Below are 15,617 nucleotides of genomic sequence, written 5' to 3' on the forward strand. Positions count from 1 at the left end.
TGAGCTTATTCGATGAAGTTGTTGGTGCTTTAATGAGCAATCCAGATCGCTTTCATTTTCGTATAGGAGGCGAGGCTGTGGATCGCGTATTCCTTGCCCCAGCCGGATTGCTTAAAGCCGCCGAACGGGCTGGCGATGTCATAACAGCCGTACCGGTTGACGAATACTTGACCGGCGTCCAGCTTCTTCGCCACGCGATGGGCGCGGGCGACGTCGTTCGTCCACAATCCCGCCGCGAGTCCATAGATCGTATCGTTGGCGATCCGCACTGCTTCCTCTTCCGTATCGAACGGGATCACGCATAACACCGGCCCAAAAATTTCTTCCTGAGCGATCTTCATATCGTTCGTGACGTCCGCGAAAATGGTCGGTCGAACGAAGTATCCTTCCGCGTTCGAGCCTTCCGTATCGCGATAACCGCCAGCTACGACGCGCGCACCCTGCTCCTTGCCGCTCTCGATATAGCGAAGGATGCTTTCCATGTGCGACTGGGACACCTGCGGTCCTTGATCGCTCGACGGATCGAACGGATCGCCGCATTTGTAGCCGACGGCGTATTTCGCGATTTCTTCCACGACCCGGTCATAGACCGGACGCTGCACGAGCAAGCGCGTCGGGGCGCTGCACTTTTCCGCTTTGTGGGTGAACAGGCCGTAGAACGACCTTTCGATAGCAGCATCCAGGTCAGGCGCGTCCGCGAAAATAATATTGGGAGACTTGCCGCCCAGTTCCAACGTGACCGCCTTTAGATTGGAATCCGCCGAGTCGTGCACGAGTTTCTTGCCGACTTGCGTGCTGCCCGTGAACGACACTTTGTCGACGTCTGCGTGCGACGAAATATACGAACCGACCCGGCCTTCGCCCAAAATTAGGTTTATGACACCCGGAGGCAACACGCCAGCTTCATGAATGATCTCAAACAGCCGGATCGCGGAAAGCGAGGTAACGCTCGACGGCTTCAGCACGACCGTATTCCCCATCGCCAGCGCCGGCGTCAGCTTCATCGCCGCCATGTCGATCGGGAAGTTCCACGGCACGATCAGCCCGCACACCCCGACCGGATCACGGGTGGTCATGCTAGTGAAGTTGCCTTCTACAGGGTTCATTTCGCCGTAATACTTGTCGGTCCAGCCTGCGTAATATTCGAAAAAGTCAGCGGCTTCCGCCACGTCGTCGTTGTACGCTTCCTTGTATAGCTTGCCGTTGTCCAGCGACTCCAGCGTCGCCAGCTCGTCCTGATGCTCGCGAATGAGCTGCGAGATCCTGTGCAGCCTTCTGCCTCGCTCCTTGCGGGACATCTCCCGCCATTCTACACCTTCGAAAGCCGTGCGCGCCGCCTGTACTGCAGCGTCGACATCGTCCTTGGAAGCGCCGGTGAACGAACCAATCTGCCTTCCGGTAGCCGGATTCACCGTATCTATTGTCGTGCCGGACGCGCCGGCAATCCATTCGCCGTTAACGTAAAGCTTTTTCGTCTCCTTCAGCCACTCGCTCGCCCACTCCAACGTCGGTGCTCTCATCCTCGCCCAACCTCTCTTTCGTAGATTGCTCGCACTTCGTCTTTGGACTTTTCTTTCAGCCATTGTCCGACTTGCGAATACCCGTGTTTCTCTTTGAGCGCCACGACCGCCGGAATAAATGTCCTCGACAGCTCCTGGCATCGCGCATTATTCGCTTCGATTCCGATCACGCATAGGTCCGTGAACTTGCCGCTCGCCCGCTCCAACATGCCGATCATATCGAGCACGTTAAATCCCGCGAAGCCTTCCCAGACGTTCAGATTAAGCTCGCCGTGCTCCAGAGCCCCCTGTACCGTTCGATCCAGTCCGATTACTTGTAAGCCACACTGCACGAGCGTCTCCGGCACGACCGGATTGATTTTTCCCGGAAAAAAGGACGAGCCCGCCTGAACCGCAGGCAGCCTCAGCTCTCCGAAACCCGCCTCCGGGCCTGAGGACAGCAGGCGTAAGTCCTTGGCGATCTTGATCAGCACGCTCGACAGAAGCGCAAGCTCCGCCGACACCGCCGCCAGATCGTCGATGTTCTGCGCCGCGTCGTATAGATCTTCCCGATGACGCAGCCGTAAACCCGTCACTTCTTGCAAAACGCCCAATACGCGCTCCCGATAAGCGTCCGGAGCCCCGACGCCGGAACCGATTACTGTGCCGCCGAGATTAACCGCATTCAGCGACTCTACCGAGACCGCCAGCCGTTCCGTTCTCCGCTTAAGCCCATGCGCGTACCCGCCGAACATCGTGCCGAGCGTATCCGGCATCCCGTCCTGCATACACGTCCGCGTAATCGTCGGCACTTCCGCTAGCTCCGACCGTTTCGTCTCCATTGCTTGGATCAGCCGCGCCAGCTCGGCGAGCAGCTTCTTTCCGTCGCGGACGACGGCGATCCGCAGCGCCGTATGGCACGCGTCCGACGTCGATTGCGACGCGTTCACGTGATCGGCCGGATGGACCGGTGCGTATTCGCCGATCTGACCGTCCAGCATCTCGTTCGCCAGATTGGCGACGACCTCGTTCATGTTCATATTGCTGCCGATGCCGCCTCCACCGTGGAACGGATCGACGATAAATTGCCCGTCATGGCAGCCGAGCCTAACTTCGTCGCACGCCCGTTCGATCGCTTGCGCCAGCGCGCGAGGCAGATGACCCGCCCGCTCGTTCGCCCGCGCCGCCGCCCGCTTCACTTCGGACAGCGCCGCGATGAAGCCGGGATACGCCGCGAGAGTCCGGCCGGAGAAGCTCAAGTTGTCCGCGCTTCGCCGCGTCTGTACGCCGTACAGAACCTCATCCGGCAGCTCGACCGTCCCGAAGGCGTCCTTTTCATACCTCGACACCCCGATCTCTCCCTTAATTCGCCAGTTTCGCTAAAATATTGTCCATCGTCACCATGCCCACCCGGCGATTGTCGGAGTCGACCACCGGAAACGCGCGTACGCGCTCCTCGACCATCCGGTTAAACACTTGCTTCAGGTCGTCTGTCAGCGCGACTCCTGCCGAGCCGGCCGCCGATTCGAGTTCCCCGGCGGCGTGAACGACGTCCTCCACTTTCAGAAAACCCATCTTGCGATAAACGTCCCGCTCGCCGACGAGTTGCCGGATGAAGTCGTTCGCCGGATTCGTCAGAATCTCGTAAGGCGTCGCGAACTGCACGACCTTGCCGGCCTGCATGACAATGATGCGATCCGCAAGACGAAGAGCCTCGTCGACGTCGTGCGTGACGAACAATATCGTTTTCTTGAGCAGTCTTTGAATCCGGTGAAGCTCATCCTGCAAGCTTGTTCTCGTAATCGCGTCGATCGCGCCGAACGGTTCGTCCATGAGCAGAATCTTCGGCCCCGCCGCCATCGCCCGCGCGATGCCGACGCGCTGCTGCTGCCCGCCCGACAATTGGCTCGGACGGCGCTTGCGGAAAACCTTCGGATCGAGATGTACCATTTCCAGCAATTCGTCGATCCGTTTGTCGATTTTCGCTTCGTCCCATTTCAGCAAACGCGGCACGACCGCGATGTTCGCCTCGATCGTCATGTGAGGAAACAGTCCGTTCTGCTGAATGACGTAACCGATTCCCCGCCGAAGCTGCTCCGTCTGTACTTGGTTAATGTCCGTTCCGTCGATCTCGATCGTTCCGGAGGTCGTGTCGTAGAGCTTGTTGACCATCTTCAGCAATGTCGTTTTGCCGCAGCCGGAAGGACCGAGGAACACGATGAATTCGCCCTCGCGAATATCGAGCGACACATTGTCCACCGCCGGAGAAGCGGTGTTCGGATACTGCTTCACGACATTTTTGAAAACAATGCCCATCCCCGTTTCCCCCTTCGCTTAAAAATTCAAATTGATATATTTGATCTCCAGAAAATCGTCCACGCCGCGCTGTCCGCCTTCGCGCCCCATGCCGCTCTGCTTGATGCCTCCGAACGGCGCCTGCACGTAACCGAGCGCGGATTCGTTAATGCCGACCATTCCATATTCGAGCCGGTCGGCCACGCGCATCGTCGTCGCCAAGTCGCGGGTGTACAGGTAAGAGGCCAGCCCGAACGGCGTATCGTTCGCCATCGCCACGACCTCATCTTCCGTCCGGAACGTAATAAACGGAGCGACCGGGCCGAACGTTTCTTCGCGGAAGACACACATATCCGGCGTGACGCCGACGAGCAGAGTCGGCGCATAGTAGCTGCCGCTTGCATATTCGCCATCGGCGAGCCTATGGCCGCCTTCTACGAGTTTCGCGCCCTTCGCGAGCGCGTCTTGCACGTGACCGTCGACTTTAACCAAAGCCCGCTCGTGAATGAGCGGACCGACGTTCACGTCGCTCATCCCGTTGCCTACCGTCACTTCGCGAAGCTTCTTCGCGAACAGCTCCGTGAACGCCGCTTCAATCGACTCATGAACGAAAATCCGGTTCGCGCAGATGCACGTCTGGCCGTTATTTTGAAATTTGTTGTAGAGAAGACCTTCCGCCGCAGCTTCCAGATCGGCGTCCGGGAAGACAATAAACGGTGCATGCCCGCCCATTTCGAGCGACACCTTCTTCACTTGTTTGGCCGATTGCTCCAGCAGGAACTTGCCGACCGGAGTCGAGCCAGTGAAACTGATCTTACGCACTTTGTCGTTATCCAGGAACTCCCTGCCGATCTCCTGCGCGTCCCCGACGACGACGTTCGCGACGCCCGCCGGGAGACCAGCCTGCTCGAACAGCTCGAACAGCGCGAGCGCCGAAAGCGGCGTCTCCGGCGCCGGTTTGACGACGACGGTGCATCCCGCCGCAAGTGCAGGCGCCACCTTGCGCGTGATCATCGAAGAAGGGAAGTTCCATGGCGTAATCGCAGCGACGACGCCGATCGGCTGGCGCTGCACGAGAATGCGCTGTGTCGTACGGGACGACGGAATGATCTCTCCGTTGATCCGCTTCGCTTCCTCCGAATACCAGAGGAAGAAATCTGCGCCCCACAACACTTCGCCTTTGGCTTCCTTGACCGGTTTGCCTTGCTCGAGCGTCATGATCTCCGCTAACCGGTCTGCGTTCGCAACGATCAGATCGTAGATGCGGCGCAGGATGACGGAACGTTCCTCGGCAGCCGTCGCTGACCACCCAGGGAACGCTGCGTAAGCGGCTTCGACGGCCGCCCGCGCGTCGTCGGCTCCACCGACAGGCACGGTCGCGATCTGCTCTCCGGTCGCCGGATTGAAAAGAGCGGACCGAAGGCTCGAACGAGCCTCGGTCCAAGTACCGTTAATGAACAGTTGGTTTCTGATCTCTGTCATGATAGCCTCCGGGTTATTTCGAGATGAGTTTGTTGTCGATCAGGAATTGTTTGGCCACGTCTTCGATTTCCGCTTTGTCCGGTCCGTCGACTTTCCAGTTCAGCGTCTGTACGGCCGCATCGGTAAGCAGCGGAGCAAGCGCGTTCATCTTGTCCTTGATCTTAGGCTCAGCGTCCAGCTTTTCTTTGCGAATCAGCGGTGCTACGTTATAAACCGGGAAGAAGCCCACGTCATCTTGCAGCAATTGCAGCCCCATGCCCGCGATTTGCCCGTCCGTGCCGACCGATACTGTGACATCGGATTCGTTGTTCTCAAGAGGTTTGTAACGAAGGCTGTAGTCGATTTGGAACTGTTTCTTGAACTTGAAGCCGCCTTGGTCGGCGAATACCTTCTGCAAGCCTGGCAGGCCGTCTTCACGAACGTCGAACTCCTGCGGATAGGAGAGCACCAGCTCGGAGCTGTGCTTCGCGAGATCCGTGTACGTCTTGATGCCGTACTTCTCGGCCGTTTCCTTCTTCATCGCGAACCCGTAAGTCGCGTTCTCGGAAGCCGGGTCAAGCCATTCCATGTTCCATTGCTTAAAGCCTTCGCGAACTCTTTCGAGCGCTCTCGCGGAATCCTTCTCCGGTTCCGTCTCTTCCAGCATGACGCCAAGGCCTGTGCCCGTGTACTCCGGATAGATGTCGAGATCGCCTTTCTTGAGCGCTTCGAATGTCGGTGCCGTGCCGCCAAGGCTAAGCTGGCGTTTCACGTTAATGCCCATATCTTCCAAAATAAGCGCGTACATTTCTCCAATCAGATGATTTTCCGTGTTGTCTTTCGAACCGACCGTAATTTTCAGGTCGGATTTGCTTCCTTTGCTTCCTCCGCAAGCCGTAAGCGCCGCAGTGAGCGTCATAACCACGAGCAGGGACAACCAGGAACGTTTTTTCATCGATAACCTCTCCCTTTTTCTAGTGCGAATAGTTGGTCTTGCGTTGTAAGAAGCTGAATACGATCTCGCTCAGTATCGCGAGCAAGGCCACGGGTATGGCTCCGATGAGCAGATAGCTCTTCGACATCATGCTGACCCCATTGATAATGTAGCTGCCCAGTCCTCCGCCTCCGATCAGGACGGCGAGCGTCGCGCTGGCGATAATCTCGACCGAAGCGGTCCGAATGCCCGCCAGCATGACCGGGAGCGCGAGCGGAAGCTCGACTTTCCAGATCGTCTGCATCGGCGTCATGCCCATGCCCCGAGCCGCTTCCTTGATGGCGGGATTGATTTCCCGGAAAGCGACGTACGTGTTGATCAGGATGGGCGGGCCTGCGAGCAGCGTGAGGGCCACCGCGGCCGGCGCGAATCCGACACCGAGCAACGGCATCATGAGGGCCAGGACGGCAAGACTCGGGATAACCCGGAAAATGTTGATCGCGTTGATGACATAATTTGCGATTTTCAGTTTTCTCGAAATCCAGATCCCGAGCGGAATGCAGATCAGCATCGCCGCGATCATGGAGAACGAGCTAAGCCAGATATGCGTTTTCATGTTGGCGAAGAACACCGGGGAGTTCCCCTCGAAGTACTCGCGAATCTGATCCAGGACTTTCACGGTTCACACCTCCGTTAATTCGTTCTCGGGCTGAGGATTTTTTCAAGTACACGGAACAGCAGGTCGGCCCCGATCGCAAGGATCGCAATGGTCACCGTTCCGGCAATGATTTTCCCGGTGTGATCGTGGTTCAAGCCTTGAAAGATCAGTCTGCCGAGCCCGCCCGCGCCGATCCATGCCGCCACCGTTCCGATGGAGATGATCGACACGGTCGCCACCCGGATGCCGGCGATGATGACGGGCACGGCAAGCGGAACTTCGATCTTGAAAATGATCTGCGCCTTGCTCATCCCCATCCCTTTCGCCGCCTCGATCATCATCGGGTCGATCCCTTTGATCGCAGCGACGACGTTGCGCACGAGAATCATCTGCGCGTAAGCAACGAGTCCGATCGTCGCCGTCGTGACGCCGAGTCCCGTATAAGGGATCAGCGCTGCGTACAGCGCCATGCTCGGGATCGTGTAGATGATGCCGAGCACGCTCGTGACAGGAGCCTGCAGCCTTTTATACTTGGCGATTAGGAATCCGAGCGGCAGCGCGATGCAAAGCGCGATCAGCAAGGCGCTGAACGTCAGGGACAGATGCTCCCAGAAAAACGGCATCACCTTGTCGGGATTGTTGAACAGGTAACTCATGTCGACTCACCTACGTACACCTTGTTATAGGCGTAACGCTCGACGGCCTCCAAATCCAATTCGACGCCGAGTCCGGATTGTTGCGGGAGGTGCAGGTATCCTTCGGAATCGATATTCAGTTTGTTTTGCTGAATGAAGTCGCGGCGTTCCGGCGTCCAGGACGGAGGATCATAAGGCAACTCCAGGTATGGGCAGTGGCTGATCGCCGCAGCCAGATGCAGGTTCGCCATCACACCGATGCCGTTCGTCCACGTGTGCGGGCTAAACCACGCGCCGCTCGATTGCACCATATCGGCGATCTTGCGTACTTGCGTGATGCCGCCCGTCAGCGCGACGTCCGGCTGGTATACGTCGAGCGAACCGAGGAAGTTCATCTCGCGGAAATCGTGCATCCGGCGGTTCATTTCGCCTCCGGCGATCCGGATACCCGTGGCCATCTGGCGAAGCTGCGCCAAACCGCGGAAGTCGTGGCTCTGCAGCGGCTCTTCCAGCCAGAACACGCCGAGCTGCTCCAGTTCCTTGGCGACTTGGTATGCTTTTTTCAAATCCCATGTCGGTTCAGTATCCCATGGCATTTTCCAGCCTTGGTTCGCGTCGACCATGATCTCGAGTTTGTCTCCGATTGATTTCCGAACGGCTTCGACGACTTTGATGTCGTCCCGCACGTCCTTGTGGTGGAAACGAATTTTCATTGCCTTGAAGCCCTGCTCGAGGAGCAGTTGGGCTCGATCGGCCCTGACCTCCGGCGTGACCATCTCGCCCGTGGAAGCGTATGCAAGAATTTTGTCGCTGCGGGCTCCGAGCAATTTGTACGTCGGCTGTCCGGTCGCTTTGCCCATCAGGTCCCACAGAGCCAAGTCCAGAGGCCAGCATCTGCCATAGTGAAAATCGATATTGTCGATCACCTGCGAATGGCGCTCGATCGCGAACGGGTCTTGACCGATAATCAAATGCTCGTGCCCCTCGAATCCCGTCATCAGGTCGCCCGAGCCGATCCCCGTAATGCCCTCGTCGGTATGCACCTGAACGACCGTTGAGGCAAACTTCTTCCTCGGGTTCGGATCCCATGCCGCCTTGAACGGAGGCTCGAGAGGTAGCAAATAATGCTTGATTTCGATTGCGGTAATTTTCATTTCGTCACCTCGCTGTCAGCTTTACGAGATTCATTATGAACATTCCGTGACGGCCTGCACAGCCGGTTCCCTGCGCAAACATTAGGCAAAAAGGTGTAAAAAAAATGCGCAATCGCAGGGTCTTTGCGAAAGCGCATACATGTGATATGAGAGGGGGAAATGGAGGGATGGACGAAGGGAATGATGGAGCTAATTCGGTTTCGCCGGACTACAGACGCACACGGCCCCATATTGCACAATCTAGTTAGGTTTCGCCGGACTACAGACGCATACAGCCCCATTATGCACGATTTAGTTCGGTTTCGCCGGACTGCAGACGCACGCACCCCCATTTTGCACGATTTAGTTAGGTTTCGCCGGACTACAGACGCACGCACCCCCATTTTGCACAATCTAGTAATGTTTCGCCGGACTACTGATGCCGCGTTCGCCGTTACGGCTCCAGCAATTTGTGCTTAACGAGAAAGTCTCTTGAAGTCTTCGTAATATCCTTCTGCAAAATATCGACTTGGTACATCAGATCGAGCATGTTCTCGTTCGTAATGAAAGACGTCAAACGATTCATAGCCTCGCCGACATCCGGATCGCGATCAAGCGTCCGCTTCAGAAGGATCGGAGCCGCGTCGTAAGGAGGAAATACTTTACGGTCGTCCTGAAGGATGACTAGATCGTTCTTCTTGATACGGGGATCGGAAGCCATTCCGACTGCCACGTCCACGCGTCCGTCTTTGACCGTCTGCGGCAGCAAGTCGGACTCGATCGCGACGACCTGATCATCGGGCAGTTCGAATTCGTAAATTCGTTTCAATCGTTCGAGTCCGTCTTCCCGCGTCAAATACTCGGCGTTGGTCGCAAACTTCATTTTCGCCTTCCCGGCGTTGATATACTTCGCCAGATCGCTGATTCGATAGATATGAAGCTGCTCGGAAATATCCTTGCGCATCAGCAGCGCCCAACTGCTGTTGAACGTGCTCTTGGACAGCCATATGATGCCGTTCGCCTCATCCGTGCGGGCGACTTCGCGATAGGCGGCATCCGGTTCGTACAGCGGAGATTGCTTATGATAATAAAGTCTTGCCGTCGTCGTATATTCCCAATACTGATCGACCACACCTGCCTCCATCGCCGAACGGATGGCTGGACTGTCCAAAAATACCATTTCGTTGACTTTGTAGCCCCTGTCCTTCAAGAGAAGCGCGCTCATCTTCATCAGCAAATATTGTTCCGTAAGCGACTTCGACCCGATCGTAATCTCCCCTCGCGGCTCGGTTGGCGACGGATGAACGGGAGACGGCTTCCCGCCGCGGCAGGCGGCGAGAAGCAATAACGCGGCAAGAGCGGCCATCAGCTTCTTCATCGCTCAATCCTCTTCATTTTGTAGATGAGCGCGTTGCGGGAGATGCCGAGCAACTCGGCCGCACGGCTCTGATTGCCTCCCGTCTTCCCGAGCGCGTCGACGATCATGCGCCCCTCCACTTCCTCGAGCACGTCGTATAGCTTGCCTTCCAGTTGCAGTTCCTCGATCGTGCGCGCGGAAAGGCCGGCAAGCGACGAGGGCATGTCTTCCACGTCGATCGCCCCGTTCATCTTGAGCAGGTGCATCCGTTCAATCAAATTCATCAGCTCGCTAATATTGCCCTGCCAAGGCATATCGATCAAAATCCGCATCAGCTCATCCGAGATCGTCAGCGGTTTTCCGTATTTCGCGTTTAATTGCGCAAGCTTCTGTTCCGCGAGTAAGGGGATGTCCTCCTTGCGTTCTCTAAGAGATGGAAGCTCAAGCTCGACCAGATTAAGCAAATAATAGAGATCGTCGCGGAATCTCCCTTCCTTCACAAGCTGTTTGATCGGCCGCCCGGTTGATGTAATCATCCTTACATTCACCGACACCCGCTCTTGCGTATCGGTGGCAAGGAAGCTGCCGTCCTTAAGCAGGCAATAGAGATGCGCTTGATTCAGCGGCGTCAGGCTCCCGATCTCGTCTAGGAACAACGTTCCCCCGTCCGCTGCGACGGCTTTGCCCGACGCCCCGAACAACTCGCGTTCGAGCATTCCTTCGGGCATCGAGCCGCAATTGACATACAGGAACGGCTGCTCTTTCCTGCCGCTACGGTTATGGATCCACCTTGCGAGCGTCGTCTTGCCGGCCCCGCTCTCCCCGTATAACAGCACCGGAGCGTTCGTCGTATTAATTCTATCGAGAATCCCTCGCACTGCTTGCATTTTCGGACTTTTGAATACGACCTCCCCGGAGTTGTCGTCCATCGACCTGTATGCATCCTCGACGATCTCGGCCAACTGCTTCAAGTCGAACGGTTTGTTCAGATAGTCGGAAGCCCCCCATTTCATGGCCAGCACCGCGTTCTCCACGTTGCCGTAGGCGGTCAGCATATACACTTTCGTCTGCGGCGAAAGCTCTTTGACCTTCTTTAGCACGTCCAGCCCCGTCATATCCGTCAGCATGAAATCCAGAATCATGACGCGAATCGCATGCTGCTGCAGCTTGCGGATCGCTGCTTTGCCGTCGTAGGCCTCGTAAGTCGCATAACCTTCCCTCCGAAGCTTGAGGGCAATGTTCCTGCAAAGCTTGATTTCGTCGTCCACGATCAAGACCCCTGGCGCTGTCATTGTCCGTCCTCCTTCCGGCCGAGCGGGAACAGACATAAGACGACCGTTCCCTTGAATTTGCCGCTGTTCATTTCCAAGCTGCCACCATGTTCTTTCATAATATCCCGGGCAATAGACAAACCGAGTCCGTTGCCATTTTCTTTCGTTGAGAAAAAAGGATTAAATAGCCACTGCAAGTGCTCCTCCGAGACTCCGTCGCCTTCGTCAGCGATCTCTACACCCGCTTCGTCTGCGGAAACCAAAATGCGAATATCGATCGCTCCTCCTCGAGGCATCGCGTCCATGCTGTTGACGAGCAGGTTCAGAAACACCTGGATCAGCTTGTTTGTCTTGCCTGCGATGGCCGGAACATAATCCGGGAAATCGCGCCGAACCTCGATGCCCAGCTCGTTGAACTTGATTCTAAGCAAGTGCAATACCCGGTTTAACAGATCGTCGAGCTGTACGGGGCCGATCGCTTCCTTCTTCGTCTTTGCCAGCGTCAGAAATTCGTTCACGATCGAAGTCATCCGCGCGATCTCGCTGTCGATGTCGTGCACCAGCGTCGGAACCCACTCGGAGTCCGGACTGTGCACGATCTCCTCCTTCAGGAGTTCCGAGGAACTGGATAGGACGGCAAGGGGGTTTTTCAACTCGTGGGCGATCCCGGTCGTAATCTGCCCAATCAGCGCAAGCTGCTCGCTCTGCTTCACATGGGACTCGAGCATACGGATCTGGGAAATGTCCTGTACGACGGCAAGCAGCCCATCGTAGAAGGAAGCCGTTACGACGTTCAGAATCCGTGAAGCCCCATCTTCATCCGTCCAAGTCGCCTCCCGCTCGCCGGAATTCATTTCCGTCTTCAGGAACTGGTATCCGGGAAACTCGGTCAGCCTTTTGCCTTCCCACTCCGCTTCGGATTTGCCGAACAGCTCGACCCACTTGCGATTGACGCGGGTCACTTCGCCCTTCTCGTTCAAAGTAATAAGCGCATACGGGATGCCTTCGATAATGTCCTGTAAAAACCGATGGCTTCGGTCCACCCGTTCATTCATATCCTGGAACGTGCGGATCAGTTCGCCGATCTCGTCCTTGCGCTTCATCATCGGTTCCGGCAACGGTGCCGGCCCTTTTTGGCTCTGAATGCGCTGGGCGAACTTCGTGACCTTGAGAATAGGCACGATAATTTGCCTTCCCCCGACGAAGATCAAACAGCCGATAAACCCGAAAATTCCAAGAAAGCTATAAGTGAGCGCTTTCGAAAGCGTTTGCACCGAAGAAAACGCGAATTTCTCGGGAACGCCCAGCGCGAGCCCCCAGTTTTCGCGCATCGTCTGGTAGGTCATGACACTCTTAGTGCCCCTGTACGCTTCCAGAACGGAGCCGGAATCGCCTTTCAGCAAATATTGGACGATCGGTTCTTCCGAGAAATCGACATTCCAGTCGAAATCGCTCGTCGAAGCGATCACTTTGCCCTCGTTGTCGGTAATAAAGCTGAAGCCTTCTCGCGTCTCGCTCGTGCTTCTTAGAATATTCGATAGAAAGTTGCGGCTTAATTCCGCTACGAGCACGCCGAGAAACTGGCGGTCGTCATAGAAAACGGGAATCGCCACAGTCACCGACTTCTCGTTGCGAATATTGGATATTAATCCGGAAACGACGTAAGTGTAGCTCCATTTTACATGGTCGAATTTGGGATAATCGAATATCGTTTCCTGAATCTCCGGCCGAAAAGGGGCTTCGAACAACATGCGGCGATCCGTATCCAAGAAATAGATCGATTGGATAATCGTGCTCTTGGAAATCGCTTGCTTCGCTCTAGCATACATCATCGGAAGATTCAGCCGATGCTGGTCTGAAAGCCCGGCAACGAGTTGCAACTGGGAGACGACGTCGTTCATCTCGCTATTCATCCGGTTGACGATCAATTCGGCCATAATCTCGTTATTCTCGATGATATTGGCTTGCATGACGTTTTCGGAATAGCGGACGATCCCCTGATGGATAGCCACGATCGGGAGAATCAGGATCAGCGCGAAAACGAGCAGAAATTTTCGTGTCATTTTCATATTAAAATTGTACACCGCCCGCTTTAAGCCTACAATGACAACCTCCGCTCCGCAACTGTATCATTTTCCAACAGTTTTGTTGAATTTTTGGGCAATGCATCGCCTATGCAAGCGTTTTAGGAATCCATATCATGGGAGGTATTAATTGATTGTCATTCTGTTCAGCAAATAGACAACATGGAGGATCTGTCCGGTGAAAAGTCTAAAAAGCAAAATCCTTCTCGGTTTCGCATCTGTCCTCGTTCTGCTCGTGATCGCGGGAGTTTCGGCCTCCGTCGGCATGAACTTGGGGGAAAGGCAAGTGAATCACATGATCTTCCAAGGACCTGGAGCTCGTGACCGTCAGCGAACAGTTGTCCAAAAATGTGTCGCAGCGCGTGGCGATCGTCCGGGGTTACGTCCTGTTCGGGGAGGGATCTTTTCTCCAGGACTTCAGAAGATATACGGAAACGAGCAAAGCGCTGACCAAAAAATTGCTGGAGCTTTATCCCGGCGAAGAGACGAAGGCGCTTGTCGCCAGGAACGATGAATGGCGCGCGATGGTCGAAGACGAAGTGTTTCCTTCCTATGCCGCCGGCCATCTCGATAAAGCTTTGCAGCAACTCAACGATAAAACCGAGCCCATCGCCCGCGAGCTGATGACCGAATTCGATCGATTGGCCTCGTCTTCGCTCGAGCAGATTGATGCGGATAAACAATCGCTGATTCAAAGCCTTTCCAGAAACAAGTGGATCGTCATGGTGCTCTCCGCCATCAGCATCCTGCTCGGGATCGGTATCGCTCTGGGCTTGTCCAATTCCATCATTCGGCCGATCGTCCGCATTATCGAGCGCATTCGCTCGATCGCGGAAGGTGATCTGCAAGGCGAGCGGATCGATTCCGGCACGAAGGACGAGATCTCCAAGCTAGCCGAAGCCATGAATGGAATGGTCGGCAATTTGCGGAAAATCGTCGCCAAAGTTCACGAGAACGCCGGACACATCTCGTCTTCTTCCGACGGCTTATCGGCTAGCGCTTCCGACATGAACGCGGCGACCGCGGACATCGCAGGCGCCGTTCGCGAAGTGGCGTCCGGCGCCCTCAAGCAACAAGGAAGCTTAAACGACAATTCAGTCGCGATGACCGAAATGAGCATCGTAATCCAGCGAATTGCGGAAGCGACGAATAACGCTTCTCAGGTTGCCGCGGAGGCTGCGGAGAAAGCCGGGCAGGGTCAAACGGATATTCGTTCGGCGGTCGATCAGATGGGATCGATCCACCATGCGATCGGACGCACCTCCGGCTCCATGAATCGGCTTGGGACAAGGATCGGAGAGATCAACGCGATTCTAGCCATGCTGCGGGAAATTGCCGCGCAGACGAATATGCTCGGGCTGAACGCTTCCGTCGAAGCGGCGCGTGCCGGAGAGGCGGGACGTGGATTCTCCGTCGTCGCGAACGAAATCAAGAAATTGTCCGATCAATCCGCGAACTCTTCCAAATCGATCGCCGAATTGGTCAAGCTGATTCATATGGACACGGACTCCGTGCTCGGAGAGATGGAAGAAAGCGTGAAGGCGATTGAGCGGGGGATGCGGCTAGTCGATCGCGCCGGCGCGACTTTCGAACGAATCGTCGACTCCAACGTGAATGTATCCGCCGACATTCAGGAGATCGCGTCTGCCGCGGAACAGATGTCGGCAAGTTCCGAGCAACTCGCCGCCTCGCTCGCGGAACTGACCGCCATCGCCGAGCAATCGCTTCGCCGTACGCGGCAAGTGGCGGACACGACGGATCACCAGCTCGGGGCAATGGAGGAAATCACGGCTTCGTCAAGTACGCTCCGTGCGATGGCGGGCGAGCTTAGAAGCGCTGTAGACGTTTTTAAGATTTAATAGACTCCGTTTGCGGAATCACTTTTTCCGAGGCGCGGTTCCCGTTGACGATGACGATTCCGGCCACGACCAGCGTAAGCGCCGGCCAGACGGCAAGATGCAGCTCTTCCGAGAGCAGCATCGCGGATAGAAATACGCCGAATACCGGAACCAATCGCCCGCAAGTCCGGAATTGCTCGAAATTATCGTACTGCTCTCCCACCAATCGCTCGCAAGTCCGGAATTGCTCGAAATAATCGTGCTACTCACTCACCAATCGCCCGCAAGTCCGGAATTGCTCGAAATAATCGTGCTACTCACTCACCAATGGTCAAGTCCATTTTTATGTGTATATTCTCTTTAGATGAGGTTAGCCGGATGCAGTTAAACACGGCTACCTTTTTCTTTTTTCCATACTAGGTATGTCCGCATGTCAATAAATCGTTTTTCTT

At 55.8% G+C, this 15,617-nt stretch carries 13 protein-coding genes; 1 reads left to right on the forward strand and 12 read right to left on the reverse strand.

Going from position 1 to position 15,617, the window contains the following annotated elements; all coding sequences use genetic code 11:
• Window positions 1–29 precede the first annotated feature (29 nt).
• From FPZ45_RS18945 to FPZ45_RS18995, 11 genes are all read right to left on the reverse strand, one after another.
• Complete coding sequence (locus tag FPZ45_RS18945; RefSeq protein WP_144705372.1) at window positions 30–1,520, reverse strand: aldehyde dehydrogenase family protein; 1,491 nt, start codon at window positions 1,518–1,520, stop codon at window positions 30–32.
• Complete coding sequence (locus FPZ45_RS18950; protein WP_246120500.1) at window positions 1,517–2,848, reverse strand: lyase family protein; 1,332 nt, start codon at window positions 2,846–2,848, stop codon at window positions 1,517–1,519. The genes FPZ45_RS18945 and FPZ45_RS18950 overlap by 4 nt, the downstream gene beginning before the upstream one ends.
• Before the next feature lie 13 nt (window positions 2,849–2,861).
• On the reverse strand, window positions 2,862–3,815 hold the full coding sequence (locus tag FPZ45_RS18955) for an ABC transporter ATP-binding protein (RefSeq protein ID WP_144705376.1): 954 nt from the start codon (window positions 3,813–3,815) through the stop codon (window positions 2,862–2,864).
• An 18-nt stretch (window positions 3,816–3,833) separates the two neighbouring features.
• A complete protein-coding gene (locus FPZ45_RS18960; RefSeq protein ID WP_144705378.1) occupies window positions 3,834–5,276 on the reverse strand; it encodes an NAD-dependent succinate-semialdehyde dehydrogenase in 1,443 nt (480 codons plus the stop codon).
• Window positions 5,277–5,289: 13 nt separating this feature from the next.
• On the reverse strand, window positions 5,290–6,210 hold the full coding sequence (locus tag FPZ45_RS18965) for an ABC transporter substrate-binding protein (RefSeq protein WP_144705380.1): 921 nt from the start codon (window positions 6,208–6,210) through the stop codon (window positions 5,290–5,292).
• Between the two features lie 19 nt (window positions 6,211–6,229).
• Window positions 6,230–6,868 (reverse strand): ABC transporter permease, encoded by a 639-nt coding sequence (locus tag FPZ45_RS18970; RefSeq protein WP_246120501.1) that lies wholly within the window; start codon window positions 6,866–6,868, stop codon window positions 6,230–6,232.
• 14 nt (window positions 6,869–6,882) lie between these two features.
• Window positions 6,883–7,503 (reverse strand): ABC transporter permease, encoded by a 621-nt coding sequence (locus FPZ45_RS18975; protein WP_144705382.1) that lies wholly within the window; start codon window positions 7,501–7,503, stop codon window positions 6,883–6,885.
• Window positions 7,500–8,636 carry a mandelate racemase/muconate lactonizing enzyme family protein gene (locus FPZ45_RS18980; protein ID WP_144705384.1) on the reverse strand — a complete coding sequence of 379 codons (1,137 nt, stop codon included), beginning with the start codon at window positions 8,634–8,636 and terminating at the stop codon, window positions 7,500–7,502. Before FPZ45_RS18980 ends, FPZ45_RS18975 begins: the two co-directional genes overlap by 4 nt.
• A gap of 433 nt (window positions 8,637–9,069) precedes the next feature.
• Window positions 9,070–9,993 (reverse strand): ABC transporter substrate-binding protein, encoded by a 924-nt coding sequence (locus FPZ45_RS18985; protein ID WP_144705386.1) that lies wholly within the window; start codon window positions 9,991–9,993, stop codon window positions 9,070–9,072.
• A complete protein-coding gene (locus FPZ45_RS18990) occupies window positions 9,990–11,264 on the reverse strand; it encodes a sigma-54-dependent transcriptional regulator (RefSeq protein WP_186438463.1) in 1,275 nt (424 codons plus the stop codon). Before FPZ45_RS18990 ends, FPZ45_RS18985 begins: the two co-directional genes overlap by 4 nt.
• Window positions 11,261–13,312: a PAS domain-containing sensor histidine kinase gene (locus FPZ45_RS18995; RefSeq protein ID WP_144705390.1), complete on the reverse strand. Its 2,052-nt coding sequence runs from the start codon at window positions 13,310–13,312 to the stop codon at window positions 11,261–11,263. The genes FPZ45_RS18990 and FPZ45_RS18995 overlap by 4 nt, the downstream gene beginning before the upstream one ends.
• Before the next feature lie 335 nt (window positions 13,313–13,647).
• Between FPZ45_RS18995 and FPZ45_RS19000 the strand changes: the two genes are divergently transcribed.
• The gene (locus tag FPZ45_RS19000; RefSeq protein ID WP_144705392.1) at window positions 13,648–15,186 is read left to right on the forward strand and encodes a methyl-accepting chemotaxis protein; all 1,539 of its coding nucleotides are present in this window, start codon (window positions 13,648–13,650) and stop codon (window positions 15,184–15,186) included.
• Here the strand turns inward: FPZ45_RS19000 and FPZ45_RS19005 are convergent.
• Window positions 15,176–15,388, reverse strand: a complete 213-nt coding sequence (locus FPZ45_RS19005) for a hypothetical protein (RefSeq protein WP_144705394.1) — start codon at window positions 15,386–15,388, stop codon at window positions 15,176–15,178. The genes FPZ45_RS19000 and FPZ45_RS19005 overlap by 11 nt on opposite strands.
• Between the last annotated feature and the right edge of the window lie 229 nt (window positions 15,389–15,617).

It is taken from the genome of Cohnella terricola, from assembly GCF_007786475.1.
Taxonomy (GTDB): Bacteria; Bacillota; Bacilli; order Paenibacillales; family Paenibacillaceae; genus Cohnella; species Cohnella terricola.

Coding starts and splice junctions, on each gene's coding strand:
- FPZ45_RS18945 (WP_144705372.1), bottom strand. CDS start 1,520: ATGAGAGCACCGACGTTGGAGTGGGCGAGCGAGTGGCTGAAGGAGACG.
- FPZ45_RS18955 (WP_144705376.1), bottom strand. CDS start 3,815: ATGGGCATTGTTTTCAAAAATGTCGTGAAGCAGTATCCGAACACCGCT.
- FPZ45_RS18960 (WP_144705378.1), bottom strand. CDS start 5,276: ATGACAGAGATCAGAAACCAACTGTTCATTAACGGTACTTGGACCGAG.
- FPZ45_RS18965 (WP_144705380.1), bottom strand. CDS start 6,210: ATGAAAAAACGTTCCTGGTTGTCCCTGCTCGTGGTTATGACGCTCACT.
- FPZ45_RS18975 (WP_144705382.1), bottom strand. CDS start 7,503: ATGAGTTACCTGTTCAACAATCCCGACAAGGTGATGCCGTTTTTCTGG.
- FPZ45_RS18980 (WP_144705384.1), bottom strand. CDS start 8,636: ATGAAAATTACCGCAATCGAAATCAAGCATTATTTGCTACCTCTCGAG.
- FPZ45_RS18985 (WP_144705386.1), bottom strand. CDS start 9,993: ATGAAGAAGCTGATGGCCGCTCTTGCCGCGTTATTGCTTCTCGCCGCC.
- FPZ45_RS18990 (WP_186438463.1), bottom strand. CDS start 11,264: ATGACAGCGCCAGGGGTCTTGATCGTGGACGACGAAATCAAGCTTTGC.
- FPZ45_RS18995 (WP_144705390.1), bottom strand. CDS start 13,312: ATGAAAATGACACGAAAATTTCTGCTCGTTTTCGCGCTGATCCTGATT.